Origin of the sequence: Enterobacter cloacae complex sp. 402C9 (assembly GCF_050030745.1) — a bacterium.
GTDB classification, from domain to species: Bacteria; Pseudomonadota; Gammaproteobacteria; order Enterobacterales; family Enterobacteriaceae; genus Enterobacter; species Enterobacter intestinihominis.
Genome location: NZ_JBLGUW010000001.1, coordinates 4,033,796 through 4,048,625, shown reverse-complemented (window position 1 = coordinate 4,048,625; position 14,830 = coordinate 4,033,796). Strand labels below are relative to the sequence as shown.

Genomic DNA, 14,830 nt, shown 5'->3' with positions numbered 1-14,830 from the left:
GATGAAAACAAAACTGCTCGTCCTGGCAATGGCCCTCAGCTTCGCTTCGGCGAAGGCGGCGGACCGCATTGCCTTTATCCCAAAACTGGTGGGTGTGGGATTCTTCACCAGCGGCGGCAACGGCGCGAAAGAGGCGGGGAAAGAACTTGGCGTGGACGTGACTTACGACGGCCCGACCGAGCCGAGCGTCTCCGGCCAGGTGCAACTGATCAATAACTTCGTCAACCAGGGCTATAACGCCATCATCGTCTCTGCCGTGTCGCCGGACGGTCTCTGCCCGGCGCTGAAGCGCGCGATGCAGCGCGGCGTGAAGGTCCTGACCTGGGATTCCGACACCAAACCGGAGTGCCGCAGCATTTACATCAACCAGGGCACGCCGGAACAGCTGGGCGGCCTGCTGGTGGAGATGGCAGGCAAGCAGGTCACCAAACCGAACGCGAAAGTGGCGTTCTTCTACTCCAGCCCCACCGTCACCGACCAGAACCAGTGGGTGAAAGAGGCGAAGGCCAAAATCGAGAAAGACCATCCCCAGTGGCAGGTCGTCACCACGCAGTTTGGCTATAACGACGCCACTAAATCCCTGCAAACCGCCGAGGGGATCTTAAAAGCCTATCCGGATCTGGATGCGATCATCGCCCCGGACGCCAACGCCCTGCCGGCGGCGGCACAGGCGGCGGAAAACCTGAAGCGGGAAGGGGTGGCGATTGTCGGCTTCAGCACGCCAAACGTGATGCGTCCGTACGTTGAGCGCGGCACGGTGAAAGCCTTCGGCCTGTGGGACGTGGTGCAGCAGGGCAAAATTGCAGTCAATGTCGCCGATCGTTTGCTGAAAAAAGGCGATCTTAACCCTGGCGACAGCGTGGAGGTGAAAGATATCGGGACGCTGAAGGTCGAGCCGAACAGCGTGCAGGGCTACCAGTATGAGGCGAAGGGCAACGGCATCGTGCTGCTGCCGGAGCGGGTGGTGTTCACCAAAGAGAACATCAACAAATACGATTTCTGACGGGGGAGCAAATGGCTGATTTAGACGACATCAAAGACGGCAAGGATTTTGGCATCGGTACGCCGCAGCAGAATGTGCCGTACACCCTGAAGGGCTGCGGTTCGCTCGACTGGGGCATGCAGTCCCGGCTTTCGCGCATTTTCAACCCGCAGAGCAACCGCACGGTGATGCTGGCCTTTGACCACGGTTACTTTCAGGGACCGACCACCGGCCTTGAGCGTATCGATCTCTCCATCGCGCCGCTGTTTGGCGAAACCGACGTGCTGATGTGTACCCGCGGCATCCTCAGGAGCCAGGTACCTGCCGCGACGAACAAACCGGTGGTGCTGCGCGCCTCCGGCGGTAACTCGATTCTGGGCGAGCTGTCTAACGAGTGCGTGGCGGTGGCGATGGAAGACGCGCTGCGCCTGAACGTCTGCGCGGTGGCGGCGCAGGTCTATATCGGAAGCCCGTTTGAACATCAGTCAATCAACAACATCATCAAGCTGGTGGATGCGGGGGCGCGTTACGGCATGCCGACGCTGGCGGTGACGGGCGTGGGTAAAGAGATGGCGCGCGACGCGCGCTATTTCTCGCTCGCCAGCCGCATCGCTGCCGAAATGGGGGCCCAGTTCGTCAAAACCTACTACGTGGACGAGGGCTTTGAAAAAGTGACCGCCAGCTGTCCGGTGCCGATTGTTATCGCGGGCGGCAAAAAGCTGCCGGAGCATGAGGCGCTTGAGATGTGCTGGCGGGCGATTGACCAGGGCGCGTCCGGCGTGGATATGGGGCGCAACATCTTCCAGTCCAGCGCGCCGCTCGCCATGCTGAAGGCGGTGAAGAAAGTGGTTCACGAGAACATGAGCGCCCGGGAGGCGTTCCAGTTCTGGCAGGAAGAGAAACAGGGAGAAGCAAAATGAACGTGACGCTGGTGGAAATCAACATCAAACCCGAGCGGGTGGATGAGTTTCTGGAGGTATTTCGCGCCAACCACGAGGGGGCGATCCAGGAGCCGGGAAACCTGCGCTTTGACGTCTTGCAGGACCCGAGGGTGAAAACCCGGTTCTTTATCTATGAGGCCTATAAAGACGAAGAGGCGGTGTTGGCGCATAAGCAAACGCCACACTATCTGGCGTGCGTGGACAAGCTCGAAGAGTTGATGTCAGAGCCGCGCAAAAAACGCTGCTTTGTGGGGTTGTTGCCGGAGTAGCGTTTTGCCCGGTGGCGCTGCGCTTACCGGGCATACGGGGGGATGGTGCGGTGTTTGCCCGGTGGCGCTGCGCTTACCGGGCCGACATCTGCAGTATGTTGTAGGCCGGGTAAGCGTAGCGCCACCCGGCGTTTTTTACGCCTCTTCCACGCTCATCCGCAGCGCCGCCAGCGCCTTACGCGCCGCCTTCAGCACCTGCTCACACTGCTCAATGGTGAGCGTCAACGGTGGCTCAATGCGGATGGTTTTCGAGTTGTTAAGCGTTCCCGCCACCAGTACCCGCTGGCGGAACATCTCGCTTGCAAAGCTATAACCGGTTTCGTTATCAACGAACTCAATCGCCATCAGCATCCCTTTCCCGCGTGCATCCTGTACCAAATCCGGGTATTCCCGGCCCAACTGACGGAAGCCGTCCAGCAGCATGTCGCCTTTCTGCTCCGCCTGCGCAGGCAGGTTTTGCTCCAGCAGCACGTTGATGGTGGCCAGCGCTGCCGCACAGGCCAGCGGGTTACCGCCAAAGGTGGTGGTATGTAAGAACGGGTTGTCGAATAGCACCGAGAAGACCTCCTCAGTGGCGGCCGTTGCGCCAATCGGCATCACGCCGCCGCCGAGCGCTTTCGCCAGGCATAAAATGTCTGGCTGAACGTTCTCATGCTCGCAGGCGAACATCCTGCCGGTACGCCCCATCCCGGTCTGCACTTCGTCGAAGATCAGCAGCGCGCCAAACTCATCGCACAGCTGACGCACGGCGGGCAGATAGCCCTGCGGCGGGAGGATCACGCCTCCTTCGCCCTGAATCGGCTCCAGGATCACCGCCGCCACGTCGTCGCCGGTTTTACGGCATTCACTCAGCATGGTGCGCATGGCGTTGATGTCGCCGAACGGTACGTGGCGGAAGCCCGGCAGCAGCGGCATAAACGGTTTGCGGAAGGTGGATTTGGCGGTCGCCGACAGTGCGCCCAGGGATTTCCCGTGGAACGCGCCGCTGGTGGCGATAAAGGTGAATTTCCCGCGCGGCGACTGGTACGCTTTGGCGAGTTTAATCGCCGCTTCGACCGATTCGGTGCCGCTGTTGCTGAAGAAGCTGTATTTCAGCTTACCGGGCGTTAAGGCTGCCAGCGTTTTCGCGAGCATGGCGCGAAGCGGATCGAGCAGTTCCTGGCTATGGAGAGGTTGTTTCGCAAGTTGATTCTGTACGGCGGAAACCACAACTGGATTACGGTGCCCCACGTTGAAAATACCAAAACCACCCAGGCAATCGATAAACTCCTGTCCCTGGGTATCGACAAGCGTATTCAGACTCCCCGCTTGCCACTCTACGGCTCCGTAATCCCCGCCGGCGGTAACAGATTTGCGATACTCCAGAAAACCAGGATTCACATGCTCTTTAAAGTAATCAATGACCTCACGGTTAAGTTGTTTCATCTCCTCATGATCAAGCGTTCGCTTTTCAATGAGATTCAGTGCGTGCGCGGTACAGGCAAGAGCCGAGGCGCTGGAAGGTAACCTGTTCAAAATATGCTCCCGGGGATCGCGTATCACATGATACTGAGTTAAGTATTGCAGGGATTACGCCACCTCAGATGCCTTAACAAAAATCGGGATAAACGCCAGGTGAAATCAGAGTTGCACAATATTTAATCATGCCATCGCGCGCCGCACGGGATAAGGGATAACGAGCCGGGGATGGGGTTTCGTCAATTGCACTGCTCCAGGGCAGGAAATGCGCCTTAAGTGTGCGCCGGGGGATCATGCTTTGTAGGTAGTTTCGTGTCGAAAGTATTTTAAATCAATTAATTAGAAAAGCGTACGAAAAGTGCGGTTTAACCGAGATTTGCGATCTCAATCATATTTAACAACTAAAGATAAATTTTTTATCGCCGAAAAAACATAAGCCACAAAATTAACATTCAAATAACCTGCAAGGGATGCTCACTATGTCCTCTCCTGACTATGTCACCCAGAATGAATATCCGCTGGACGATGACACCACGCTTATGTCGACCACCGACCTCCACAGCTACATGACCCACACTAACGACACCTTTGTGCAAGTGAGTGGCTTTACGCTTCAGGAGTTGCTCGGGCAGCCGCACAACATTGTGCGCCACCCCGATATGCCGAAAGCGGCTTTTGCCGACATGTGGTACACGCTGCAAAAGGGCGAGCCCTGGAGCGGGATTGTCAAAAACCGACGTAAAAATGGCGATCACTATTGGGTACGCGCCAATGCGGTACCAATGGTGCGTAACGGCCAGATGACGGGCTATATGTCCATTCGTACCCGCGCCACCGAGGACGAGATCGCCGCGGTGGAGCCGCTTTATAAGGCGCTCAATGAAGGACGTAGCAAAAAACGCATTCATAAAGGGCTGGTGGTGCGCAAAGGCTGGCTCGGCAAATTACCGGCGATGCCGCTGCGCTGGCGCGTGCGTAGCGTAATGGCGGTACTTTTTGCGGTGATGGCCGCAACGCTGGTTGCCAGTGCCGCAGGCTGGGCTTCGCTGGTGGCGGCAGCCGTGGTGATGCTGCTTGGCACCCTGGTGTTTGAGCAACAGATTGTCCGCCCGGTGGAAAACGTCGCAAGGCAGGCGCTCAGGGTCGCTACCGGCGAGCGTAACAGCGTGCAGCATCTTAACCGCAGCGATGAACTGGGGCTGATGCTGCGGGCCGTCGGACAACTGGGGCTGATGTGCCGCTGGCTTATCAACGACGTCTCCAGCCAGGTGGTGAGCGTGCGCGACGGCAGCGACAGGCTGGCGCAGGGCAATGAAGATCTCAACGACCGCACGCGCCAGACCGTGGCTAACGTGCAGCAGACTGTGGCAACAATGAACCAGATGGCGGCGTCGGTACAAAGTAACTCCGAGACCGCAGCCGAAGTCGACAAGCTGTCGATGGCTGCCAGCAGCGCGGCCACGCAGGGCGGCACCGTGATGCAGACCGTGGTGAAAACCATGGATGACATTGCCGACAGTACCCAGCGCATTGGCTCTATTACCTCGCTTATCAATGACATCGCCTTCCAGACCAATATTCTGGCGCTGAACGCCGCGGTTGAGGCGGCACGCGCGGGCGAACAGGGGAAAGGCTTTGCGGTGGTGGCGGGCGAAGTGCGTCATCTTGCCAGCCGCAGCGCGAACGCGGCTAACGATATTCGCAAGCTGATCGACGCCAGCGCCAGCAAAGTGCAGTCGGGCGCCGATCAGGTCCACGCCGCGGGACGTACCATGGATGATATTGTCGAGCAGGTGAAAAACGTCACGCAGCTTATCGCGCAGATCAGCCACTCCACCTCCGAGCAGGCGACAGGCCTGACAGAGCTGACCCGTGCCGTGGCAGAACTGGACAGCATTACGCAGAAAAATGCTGACCTGGTCGAAGAGAGCGCGCAGATTTCCGCGATGGTTAAGCACCGGGCCGGACGTCTTGAAGATGCGGTTACCGTGCTGCATTAAGAAATGCATGCTTCGATAAAGCCGTTTATTCCTCCGGGGTAAACGGCTTTTTTGTTTTTCAGAATAAGTTATGTTGTTAATGAAATATTAAGTAACTAAAAAAAGTACCCAATTTTTAATTGCTACGCCCCGGATTCATTGAAAGTGAGAAATAAAAAAACGATCAAAGTCATAAAGTTAGCGCGTTTCCTACCGATAACAGCGATCGTCTGAGAAATAATCACATCGATGGGGTAAATATGTTCATACATGACGTAAAGATCGGCACGAAATTATTTCTGGCGTTTGGATTATTTATTGTCCTGATGGTCGTCAGCGCAAGCTTGTCTCTGATGAGCCTGAATCGGGCAAACAATGGAATGCAAACCATTCTTACCAGCGACTATCCAACTACGGTAAAAGCGAACCAGTTAATCGACAACTTCCAGGAATTTATCAGCACGCAGCAGCTCATGCTGCTGGACGAACAGGGAACGTACACGACGCAATCAGAACAGCGTCTGAAGGCGATAAGCGAGCGCATCACCGCAATCCTGAGCGAGCTGGACAACGCTCTCAGGGATAAAAAATCCCAACAGGTGCTGGCGGACATCCACGGCGTACGCCAGCAATATCTTGACTCGCGCTACCGCATTTTGCAGTCCGTGCAGAATAACGACCGTGCGGGCGCGATAAACGAGATGATGACCAACACCCTGGACCTGCAACAGTCTTATAAAGCGAAAGTGCAGGCGCTGATTGCGATCCAGGATCATGAAATGCAGAGTGCGGGCGAGCAGGTGGAAGGCGATTTCCGCACTAATCGTCTGCTGCTGATCCTGATTACGCTTTTCAGCGTCGCGGCAGCCAGCCTGACTGGCTGGTTCATTGTGCGATCCATTACCCGCCCGCTGAACGACGCGGTGAATTTTGCGGAGGCCATCGCCGATGGCGATCTCACCGGCAGCATTACCTCGCACGGTAAAGATGAAACCGGACTGCTCCTCACCGCATTGATGGAGATGAAAACGCGCCTGCTGGAGATTGTGCAGCAGGTGCAAACCGGATCGGAAAACATCTCCAGCGCCGCCGCACAGATTGTCGCGGGCAACCAGGATCTGGCTGCCCGCACGGAGGAGCAGGCCAGTTCCGTTGAACAGACGGCCGCGTCGATGGAGCAGATTACCGCCACGGTGAAGAACACCGCGTCCCACACCGGAGAAGCGACGAACCTGTCTGCCGATGCGGCTGCCGTGGTCAAAAACAACGGCGAGATGATGAAGCAGGTCACCAGCAAGATGCGCCTGATTAACGAAACATCGAACAGGATGTCCGACATCATCGACCTGATCGACGCCATTGCCTTCCAGACCAACATTCTGGCGCTGAACGCGGCGGTCGAAGCGGCGCGCGCAGGTGAGCATGGTCGCGGCTTTGCGGTGGTGGCGGGCGAGGTACGCCAGCTCGCGCAGAAAAGTGCAACATCTGCGAGTGAGATCCGCCAGCTGATTGAAAGCTCCACAAGCCAGACGCAGGACGGCATGAACCTTGTGGAGAAAGCCAGCGGGCTTATCAACGGCATGGTCGGCAACGTGGAAGAGATGGACGTCATCCTGCGTGAAATTCGCCAGGCCAGCCATGAACAGACGGAAGGTATCTCGCAGATCAACAGCGCGATTGGCCTGATAGACGCCACCACCCAGCAGAACTCCGCGCTGGTGGAGGAGTCCGTTGCGGCGGCGGCATCCCTTAACGAACAGGCGATGCACCTGAAAGAGTTGGTCCGCGTGTTCCGCGTGAGCGACGGCGTGCTGGCTTAATCCAGCTGGGAGATCTCCAGTGCCGCGCGGTCAATCACGCCGATAATCTGTTTTAACTGCGCGTCGCTGAGTTCTCCCTGATTAACCTTCAGATCCAGAACCGCTTTGAAGTTATCCAGCGCCCGCTTCATCTGTGGGTTTTTGCGCAGCTGGAACCCGACGGAGCGCGCCTTGATACGCGTCTGGATCTGCTCCAGCTGTTCCCGATTGTCATCCAGCCATTGCTGCCCGGCGGCGTTAATCGCAATCCGCTTACGGCCGTTCTCTTCTTCGGTAATGGTGATCAGCGCCTGATCCTGCAAGTAATCCAGCGTCGGGTAGATCACGCCAGGGCTTGGCGTGTAATGTCCCTGCGTCAGGTTCTCGATCTCTTTAATCAGCTCATAACCATGGCTCGCGTTGCGGGTCAGGATATCCAGGATCACCAGCCGCAAATCACCATGGCCAAAAAATCGTGGCCGGCGTCCGCCGCCGTCGTGTTCGTGTCGCATGTTTCTTCCTCAATTTGATATATCTAAACTATATCTAAGATATATTCAGATGCAATCTAAAAGATCTTGATTTCTGAGTTAATAGCAATCATTATCATTAAAAATTCATTCCGATATATCGTATTCACCTGAGAAGGGCATCAACATGGCATCTACCCGTTACCCTCAACGTGTCCGCAATGACCTGCGTTTTCGTGAGCTGAACGTGATGCGCACTGAGCGAGTCAGCGCAGGATTTCAGCGCATTGTACTAGGCGGCGAGGCGCTGGAGGGCTTTAGCTCTCGCGGCTTTGACGACCATACCAAAGTCTTTTTCCCGGCACCGGGCACCCCTTTCGTGCCGCCTGTGGTGACCGATGAAGGCATCGACTGGGGCGACGGGGTGCGTCCGCAGGCGCGTGACTACACCCCGCTGTACGATGACGAAAAACACGAGCTGGCGCTCGATTTTTTCGTGCATGATGGCGGCATTGCCAGCAACTGGGCGGTAGAGGCGAAGGTGGGCGACAAGCTGACCATCGGCGGTCCGCGTGGTTCGCTGGTGGTGCCGGAAGATTACGCCTGGCAGTTGTACGTGTGCGACGAGTCGGGTATGCCCGCGCTGCGCCGCCGTTTAGAAAGCATCGCAAAACTGCCTGTTCCCCCGGCGATCCACGCCATCGTCACCGTGGGCGATGCGGCGTACCAGGACTATCTGGCGCACCTGAGCGGGTTCAACATCACCTGGGTTATCGGCCACAACGAGCAGGCGGTAGCCGACCATCTTGCAGCGCTGGCCGTGCCGGAAGAGGATTACTTTATCTGGCTGACCGGAGAGGGGAAGGTGGTGAAACGCCTGAGCCGTCAGTTTGAAACCGACGCAATTGACCCACAGCTGGTACGTGCCAGTGCGTACTGGCACGCCAAATAATCAGGCTGCGGGATCCAGCTGCGCTTCGCTCACCTGATGTTCGAGCGAGGCGCATACCTCTCTCAGCGCTTTCTCCTGCTGGGCAAAGTAGGCTTCCATATTGCTGAGCGACGAGACGAGCAGCCAGGACTCTTCCTTCTCCAGCTCTGCCAGCTCGTTCACCAGGATGTCGATTTGCTCACGCACCTGCGCCATTTTTTTGCGAATACGTTCCAGGTCGTTCAGCCTGTCGCTCGCCATCATCGGTTCAAACCCTTGTTGCAGACGGGCGACCAGCGAGCGAATGGCCTTCACGTCGCCGCGCTGTTTGGCCTGGTTGAGTTGCACCATCATCCTGTTGGCTTCCTCTTTTAAATCATCGGCAACCAGATCCGGGTGGCATAGCTTGCTCGCCTGACGCCAGAGCCGCTTCAGCTCGTTCCGATCCTCTTCAGAGAGATCCTTGCCTTTACGCAGGCGCACCTCGGCATCATGATGCTGTTCTCGATACTTTTTGTACTCTTCGTTGGCCTCATCGCGCGCCTGACGTGCTGGCTCTTCTTCACGCGTTAAACCGGTCTCCAGCTCCATCGCTTCGGCCAGTAGGTTGGCAATCAGATTACTTTGCTGCTGAAGATGCTTGCGCGCCTCTGCCGCCTGAACGGAATCCGCAGGCAGATCTCGCCAGCGCCGGGTGAGCGTTGTCAGAACCTCTACGGCCTGCGCCATATAGCCCTGGCAGCGGCGGTAATCCTCTTCCCGACGACGCGTCTCCGCCTGCTGACGACGCAGGTTAAGCTCCGCCAGCGTTTTACGCAGGGCGAGGATCTGCTGCATCAACGGCCCGAGGCGGGAGAGATAGAGATCGTTGAATTCATCAAGCTGCTGTACCCGGGCGTTACGGCGATCAATCAGATCGCGCAAGCGCTCTTCCAGAGCTTTCAGCTCCAGCTTGCTGGCCGCCAGCTGCGGGTCACGCCACGGGGTAACGGCGCGCTGGCTTTGCAGCCAGGCGGTGATAGCGCGAAGGGCTGCGGTGTAATTTTTCTGCTCAAGCGCCGCGACGATGGACAGGAGATTATCGTCAAAGGCTTCCTCTTTGAGACGTTTCAACTGGCTCCGGATGATGTCGTCATCTTCCAGCTCAATGGCATTTTTAATGATTTCTAGCCGTTTGATCGGTGTGCTCATGATGCCTTTCGCTCTGGCGCTTAAGTATTTGAGTTAAGGTTAGTTGTTGTAAAAGCTACTGGAAATAATACACACGGATGATGATCGGCGCGATGGGGGATTTCTTTAGAATTGTAGAGTGTGAAGATGGGCGCGTAACAGATGAAATGAGCAGGTTGCTTTTGATGATAAGCGCTAATCCGTTGAAATAAATAGCAATCGCTTTAAAACCAAGACCAGTCCCTACTTAAAATTACCAGGTAAAACGCGTATTCCTCCGAATAGTTTGCCCTTTCGGGAGTGCTTACGCTTCGTGTCACTGACTTTTCCTGACACTGGCAGACGATGGTTCGCCGTGCGGAATGCTTTTCCAAAGGAGTGTAGATGAAGATGAAAGCTATTGTAGTCGCCCTGCCGATCGCGATGATCCCGGCTACCGTTCTGGCGGCAAACAGAAAGAGCACTTAAGCGGTGAGCGTCTGTATGTCGACCGGGGCACTATTTCGATATGGGTAAGATCGACAGTGGATATAACAACTATGCGAACATGCGTGGCTTAAAGGATGAGCAGATGAAGGCGCATATTGTCTCTAACGAATTTACGCTGGGCATGCGTTACGTGTTTTAACCTGTTGTGAATATCACTGCTTTAAAGCAAGGCCAACACCGTGGGAGTGTGGGGCTGGCTTTTTTCTTGTGCGCATGTGGCATGTGGGGTTCCTGATTTCCATCAAAACCAACGATTATGTTTTACATAAAAATAGGTAACGATGATGATCCATGTCAGGGTAAGAATACCAAAATAGTCAGGGATTAAACGCGCAAAAAGATAAGCACCAGCAACGATGAGCGCTATAGGGATATAATAAATATATGATTGCAAAAACCATAATATTGCTCGTTTCATCTTTTTAATAACTCATATAAAGCATCGCCGATTATTTCCTCATTGTTGCCACCTGATTCAATTTGATAAATTATTTTTGTCATTTGCGGTTCAATAAGAAAGTAAAGCATCTCCAGATTCTGTTGGTACAATGCCTGGTAATATGCAGGGTCCTGAAATTTGAGCTTATTAGCTGCTAGCGCCGCCACCTGTGCTTTCGAATAGATTATAGCACCGTTAACATACATTGATGATAATGAATTAACCATTCTGATATGCGACTCGTGAAAATCGCCGCTACTGATTATCAGCTTTGCAATAGTTAAGGACAGCGCTAGTTTGCTAGATTTCTCAGCGTACTCATAAGCCTTATCGCCTAATTCCTTTTTAAGAAATGCAGCGAGATTGTTACTTTTTTGCTCTCCCAGTCTTTTGAGAGTTTTCTGAAAGTAAATCTCAACCATATCAAGAGCAACATCGTTTCGGTTATAGATTTCGGCAAGTGCTAATGTGAGACGGCGGTCTTCATTTATTAGCTCGCGACAGGTATTGCGGTAGTAATCGTCTGGTATCAGGCACGAACCATAGTTAATTATACGTTGTGTACCAAGCTTTAGATTTTCGATAGCACTCAAATTGGTAGCTTGTATTTCTCGCAATGCTTTGGTTAGCGCCAGGGCTAGATTCCTTTCTGATTGCAACTTCATTTTTGCATAGCCGTCTGCCATTGTAATTTCCCTTGTTGTAACATTACCCTGTCAATAATTGATCATCATTGTCATAAGGGGCAAGGAAGAAAATGAAAAAAAGCGGTAGAGTGGCAATTTATGTTCTAGTGGTGATTATTTTCTTTCTAACTATTCCAGAGATCGTCGTTCGTGTACTCACTCCGGAGCAGTTTGCTCGATTGGGTGATTTTACAAGCTTAGGTGGCTTGTTTAGTCATATCCTTTCTTTATTGATTTTCCTTGGCTTAGCTTCAATTCTGCTGGGCATACTCGCCATTTTTGTAACGAAAAAAATTTACCGCCATGTCACTCGATACAAAAGCTAATCTTCAAAACTGATCCACAAGGCGGCAGGTGAGGGGGGAGTTAAGTGTGTTCTGATCTGCGTCATACAATTGGGGTCTGGATCGAGATCGGGTTCAGTTAAGATGCCATGTAACGATAATGGAACACTGTCAGTTACATAGAAAAAGCCACTCGTTAGAGTGGCTTAATTATATGATTCTAAAGCTAAAATTTGGTGGCCCCTGCTGGACTTGAACCAGCGACCAAGCGATTATGAGTCGCCTGCTCTAACCACTGAGCTAAGGGGCCGTGGCGGTGAATTATAAAGTAACTCACCTCAGCAATCCAGCCATTCACACCTGCCTGCTGTTTTTATAAACAACGCATAATCAATCCTTTATACTTATCTTAAGATGCATAGACAGGAGTAGAGATGATCAATGATATTCTGGCCCCTGGCCTGCGGGTGGTGTTCTGCGGAATCAACCCGGGCAAGTCCTCGGCGCACACCGGTTTTCACTTTGCTCATCCGGGAAATCGCTTCTGGAAGGTGATCCACCAGGCCGGTTTTACCGACAAACAGCTTAAGCCGGAAGAAGAGCAGCAGCTGCTGGATACGCGCTGTGGCATCACCATGCTGGTCGAGCGTCCAACGGTGCAGGCGAGCGAAGTAAATCTGCATGAGCTGCGTACTGGCGGGCGGGAACTGGTGAAGAAGATTGAAGACTACCAGCCCGCGGCGCTGGCGATCCTCGGCAAGCAGGCCTACGAGCAGGCGTTCAGCCAGCGCGGTGCGAAGTGGGGTAAGCAGAACATTACCATTGGCGTAACGCAGGTTTGGGTGTTGCCGAATCCGAGCGGGCTGAACAGGGCGACGCTGGACAAGCTGGTGGAGGCGTATCGGGAACTTGATGAGGCGCTGGTGGTGAGGGGGCTTTAGCTCCTCTGCGGCCTGATGCCCTCACCCTGGTCCTCTCCCACAGGGAGAGGGAATAAACAAAAAAAAAGCTCCCGATTGGGAGCTTTTTGCTGTTTACATGGGTTAGTCGTCCAGGAAGCTACGCAGCACTTCAGAGCGGCTCGGATGGCGCAGCTTACGCAGCGCCTTCGCTTCGATCTGACGGATACGTTCGCGGGTCACGTCAAACTGTTTACCCACTTCTTCCAGCGTGTGGTCGGTGTTCATATCGATACCGAAACGCATACGCAGCACTTTCGCTTCACGGGCGGTCAGGCCAGCCAGCACGTCGTGCGTAGCGGCACGCAGGCTCTCGGTGGTGGCAGAGTCCAGCGGCAGCTCGAGGGTAGTATCCTCGATGAAATCACCCAGATGCGAATCTTCATCATCACCAATTGGTGTTTCCATGGAGATTGGCTCTTTAGCGATTTTCAGCACTTTACGGATCTTGTCTTCCGGCATCAGCATGCGTTCAGCCAGCTCTTCCGGCGTCGGCTCGCGACCCATCTCCTGCAACATCTGGCGAGAAATACGGTTGAGCTTGTTGATGGTCTCAATCATATGCACCGGAATACGGATGGTGCGCGCCTGGTCTGCGATAGAGCGGGTGATCGCCTGACGGATCCACCAGGTAGCATAGGTGGAGAACTTGTAACCACGACGGTATTCAAACTTATCTACCGCTTTCATCAGACCGATGTTGCCTTCCTGAATCAGATCCAGGAACTGCAGGCCACGGTTGGTGTATTTCTTGGCGATAGAGATAACCAGACGTAAGTTCGCTTCAACCATCTCTTTCTTCGCACGGCGGGCTTTTGCTTCACCGATGGACATACGACGGTTGATGTCTTTCACCTGCTCGATGGTCAGGCCGGTCTCTTCTTCAATCTGATGCAGCTTTTGCAGGCCGCGCTGTACGTCTTCTTTCACGTCGTGCAGCTTTTCAGACCACGGCTTGTTCATCGCGATAGCGGCGTTGAACCAGGTTTCGCTGGTTTCATTGCCGGTGAAGAGGGTGATGAAATTCTTCTTCGGCATTTTGCACTGTTCAACACACAGCTTCATGATGATACGTTCCTGGGTACGTACGCGATCCATCATCACGCGCATGCTGTTCACCAGGTAGTCGAACTGTTTTGGCACCAGGCGGAACTGTTTGAACACTTCCGACAGCTTCAGGATCTCTTCCTGAGCGGCAGCATGGCTGCGGCCTTTCGCTTTGATGGTGTCACGCGTCACTTCGTACTGAGTACGCAGCTCGGCAAACTTCTCGCGCGCCAGTTCAGGGTCGATGCTGTTGTCGTCGTCGCTGCTGTCGTCGTCTTCTTCTTCATCTTCGTCTTCGTCGTCATCCATCTCTTCCTGAGACAGCTCAGAACCGACGTGAGTGGCGGTTGGCGCCATATCTTCTTCAGCGTTCGGGTCGACAAAGCCAGTGATCAGATCGGACAGACGCGCTTCTTCCGCTTCAACGCGATCGTACTGCTCCAGCAGATAGGTAATCGCTTCCGGGTATTCGGCAACAGAGCACTGAACCTGGTTGATCCCGTCTTCGATGCGTTTTGCGATGTCAATTTCGCCTTCGCGGGTCAACAGTTCAACGGTACCCATTTCACGCATGTACATGCGGACCGGGTCAGTGGTACGCCCGATTTCAGATTCCACGCTGGACAGTACCTGTGCAGCAGCTTCTTCCGCATCTTCGTCAGTGTTGTTGGAGGTTTCAGCCAGCAACAGATCATCGGCATCCGGTGCTTCTTCCATCACCTGAATGCCCATGTCATTGATCATTTGGATGATATCTTCGATCTGATCTGAATCGACGATATCTTCCGGCAGATGGTCATTGACCTCGGCATAGGTCAGATAGCCTTGCTCCTTACCGCGTTGGACAAGAAGTTTCAGCTGTGACTGCGGGTTTTGCTCCATAAGACGGTATCCACACTTAATTCGTTTGATTGGTGTCGGCGATAG

The 14,830-nt window shown here is 54.3% G+C and carries 13 protein-coding genes, 1 tRNA gene and 1 pseudogene; 9 read left to right on the top strand and 6 right to left on the bottom strand.

Annotated features, from left to right (window positions below; translation table 11 throughout):
- Position 1 precedes the first annotated feature (1 nt).
- From lsrB to lsrG, 3 genes are read left to right on the top strand one after another with little or no spacing between them, the layout of a single operon-like run.
- The gene (gene lsrB, locus ACQG1K_RS19265) at positions 2–1,003 is read left to right on the top strand and encodes an autoinducer 2 ABC transporter substrate-binding protein LsrB (protein ID WP_367074979.1); all 1,002 of its coding nucleotides are present in this window, start codon (positions 2–4) and stop codon (positions 1,001–1,003) included.
- Between the two features lie 11 nt (positions 1,004–1,014).
- Positions 1,015–1,902: a 3-hydroxy-5-phosphonooxypentane-2,4-dione thiolase gene (lsrF, locus tag ACQG1K_RS19260; RefSeq protein ID WP_022649459.1), complete on the top strand. Its 888-nt coding sequence runs from the start codon at positions 1,015–1,017 to the stop codon at positions 1,900–1,902.
- Positions 1,899–2,192 carry a (4S)-4-hydroxy-5-phosphonooxypentane-2,3-dione isomerase gene (lsrG, locus tag ACQG1K_RS19255; protein WP_022649458.1) on the top strand — a complete coding sequence of 98 codons (294 nt, stop codon included), beginning with the start codon at positions 1,899–1,901 and terminating at the stop codon, positions 2,190–2,192. Before lsrF ends, lsrG begins: the two co-directional genes overlap by 4 nt.
- A 135-nt stretch (positions 2,193–2,327) precedes the next feature.
- Here lsrG and ygjG read toward each other — a convergent pair whose 3' ends face one another.
- Complete coding sequence (gene ygjG / locus ACQG1K_RS19250) at positions 2,328–3,707, bottom strand: putrescine aminotransferase (protein ID WP_367074982.1); 1,380 nt, start codon at positions 3,705–3,707, stop codon at positions 2,328–2,330.
- Positions 3,708–4,129: 422 nt separating this feature from the next.
- Here ygjG and ACQG1K_RS19245 point away from each other — a divergent pair, with 422 nt between their 5' ends.
- Both ACQG1K_RS19245 and ACQG1K_RS19240 read left to right on the top strand, forming a co-directional pair.
- Positions 4,130–5,650 (top strand): methyl-accepting chemotaxis protein, encoded by a 1,521-nt coding sequence (locus ACQG1K_RS19245; RefSeq protein WP_063146541.1) that lies wholly within the window; start codon positions 4,130–4,132, stop codon positions 5,648–5,650.
- 239 nt (positions 5,651–5,889) lie between these two features.
- Positions 5,890–7,449 (top strand): methyl-accepting chemotaxis protein, encoded by a 1,560-nt coding sequence (locus ACQG1K_RS19240; protein ID WP_367074984.1) that lies wholly within the window; start codon positions 5,890–5,892, stop codon positions 7,447–7,449.
- Here ACQG1K_RS19240 and ACQG1K_RS19235 read toward each other — a convergent pair.
- Entirely contained in the window at positions 7,446–7,940 is a 495-nt protein-coding gene (locus ACQG1K_RS19235; protein WP_017382401.1) for a PadR family transcriptional regulator, read from the bottom strand. The two genes, ACQG1K_RS19240 and ACQG1K_RS19235, sit on opposite strands and share 4 nt — an antisense overlap.
- Before the next feature lie 145 nt (positions 7,941–8,085).
- On the opposite strand from ACQG1K_RS19235, the gene ACQG1K_RS19230 reads away from it, so the two are divergent.
- Positions 8,086–8,850: a siderophore-interacting protein gene (locus ACQG1K_RS19230; protein ID WP_032626343.1), complete on the top strand. Its 765-nt coding sequence runs from the start codon at positions 8,086–8,088 to the stop codon at positions 8,848–8,850.
- Here ACQG1K_RS19230 and ACQG1K_RS19225 read toward each other — a convergent pair whose 3' ends face one another.
- Positions 8,851–10,020 carry a DNA repair protein gene (locus ACQG1K_RS19225; RefSeq protein ID WP_367074987.1) on the bottom strand — a complete coding sequence of 390 codons (1,170 nt, stop codon included), beginning with the start codon at positions 10,018–10,020 and terminating at the stop codon, positions 8,851–8,853.
- Positions 10,021–10,498: 478 nt separating this feature from the next.
- Here ACQG1K_RS19225 and ACQG1K_RS19220 point away from each other — a divergent pair.
- Positions 10,499–10,627: pseudogene (locus tag ACQG1K_RS19220) on the top strand (porin family protein); the annotation flags it as partial.
- 275 nt (positions 10,628–10,902) lie between these two features.
- On the opposite strand, the gene ACQG1K_RS19215 reads toward ACQG1K_RS19220, so the two are convergent.
- Positions 10,903–11,613, bottom strand: a complete 711-nt coding sequence (locus ACQG1K_RS19215; RefSeq protein WP_252066296.1) for a hypothetical protein — start codon at positions 11,611–11,613, stop codon at positions 10,903–10,905.
- Positions 11,614–11,684: 71 nt separating this feature from the next.
- Here ACQG1K_RS19215 and ACQG1K_RS19210 point away from each other — a divergent pair, with 71 nt between their 5' ends.
- Positions 11,685–11,939 (top strand): hypothetical protein, encoded by a 255-nt coding sequence (locus tag ACQG1K_RS19210; RefSeq protein WP_252066295.1) that lies wholly within the window; start codon positions 11,685–11,687, stop codon positions 11,937–11,939.
- 192 nt (positions 11,940–12,131) lie between these two features.
- On the opposite strand, the gene ACQG1K_RS19205 is transcribed toward ACQG1K_RS19210, so the two are convergent.
- A tRNA-Ile gene (locus ACQG1K_RS19205) sits at positions 12,132–12,207 on the bottom strand.
- Between the two features lie 124 nt (positions 12,208–12,331).
- Here ACQG1K_RS19205 and mug point away from each other — a divergent pair.
- Positions 12,332–12,838: a G/U mismatch-specific DNA glycosylase gene (gene mug, locus ACQG1K_RS19200; protein WP_023298636.1), complete on the top strand. Its 507-nt coding sequence runs from the start codon at positions 12,332–12,334 to the stop codon at positions 12,836–12,838.
- A 102-nt stretch (positions 12,839–12,940) separates the two neighbouring features.
- On the opposite strand, the gene rpoD is transcribed toward mug, so the two are convergent.
- The gene (rpoD, locus tag ACQG1K_RS19195) at positions 12,941–14,785 is read right to left on the bottom strand and encodes an RNA polymerase sigma factor RpoD (protein WP_006812010.1); all 1,845 of its coding nucleotides are present in this window, start codon (positions 14,783–14,785) and stop codon (positions 12,941–12,943) included.
- Positions 14,786–14,830: the final 45 nt, after the last annotated feature.

Excerpts from the sequence above, each read along its gene's own strand:
- ACQG1K_RS19215 (WP_252066296.1), bottom strand. The coding sequence starts at position 11,613 with ATGGCAGACGGCTATGCAAAAATGAAGTTGCAATCAGAAAGGAATCTA.
- ACQG1K_RS19240 (WP_367074984.1), top strand. The coding sequence starts at position 5,890 with ATGTTCATACATGACGTAAAGATCGGCACGAAATTATTTCTGGCGTTT.
- ACQG1K_RS19210 (WP_252066295.1), top strand. The coding sequence starts at position 11,685 with ATGAAAAAAAGCGGTAGAGTGGCAATTTATGTTCTAGTGGTGATTATT.
- lsrG (WP_022649458.1), top strand. The coding sequence starts at position 1,899 with ATGAACGTGACGCTGGTGGAAATCAACATCAAACCCGAGCGGGTGGAT.
- ACQG1K_RS19230 (WP_032626343.1), top strand. The coding sequence starts at position 8,086 with ATGGCATCTACCCGTTACCCTCAACGTGTCCGCAATGACCTGCGTTTT.
- ACQG1K_RS19235 (WP_017382401.1), bottom strand. The coding sequence starts at position 7,940 with ATGCGACACGAACACGACGGCGGCGGACGCCGGCCACGATTTTTTGGC.
- mug (WP_023298636.1), top strand. The coding sequence starts at position 12,332 with ATGATCAATGATATTCTGGCCCCTGGCCTGCGGGTGGTGTTCTGCGGA.
- rpoD (WP_006812010.1), bottom strand. The coding sequence starts at position 14,785 with ATGGAGCAAAACCCGCAGTCACAGCTGAAACTTCTTGTCCAACGCGGT.
- lsrF (WP_022649459.1), top strand. The coding sequence starts at position 1,015 with ATGGCTGATTTAGACGACATCAAAGACGGCAAGGATTTTGGCATCGGT.
- ACQG1K_RS19245 (WP_063146541.1), top strand. The coding sequence starts at position 4,130 with ATGTCCTCTCCTGACTATGTCACCCAGAATGAATATCCGCTGGACGAT.
- ACQG1K_RS19225 (WP_367074987.1), bottom strand. The coding sequence starts at position 10,020 with ATGAGCACACCGATCAAACGGCTAGAAATCATTAAAAATGCCATTGAG.
- lsrB (WP_367074979.1), top strand. The coding sequence starts at position 2 with ATGAAAACAAAACTGCTCGTCCTGGCAATGGCCCTCAGCTTCGCTTCG.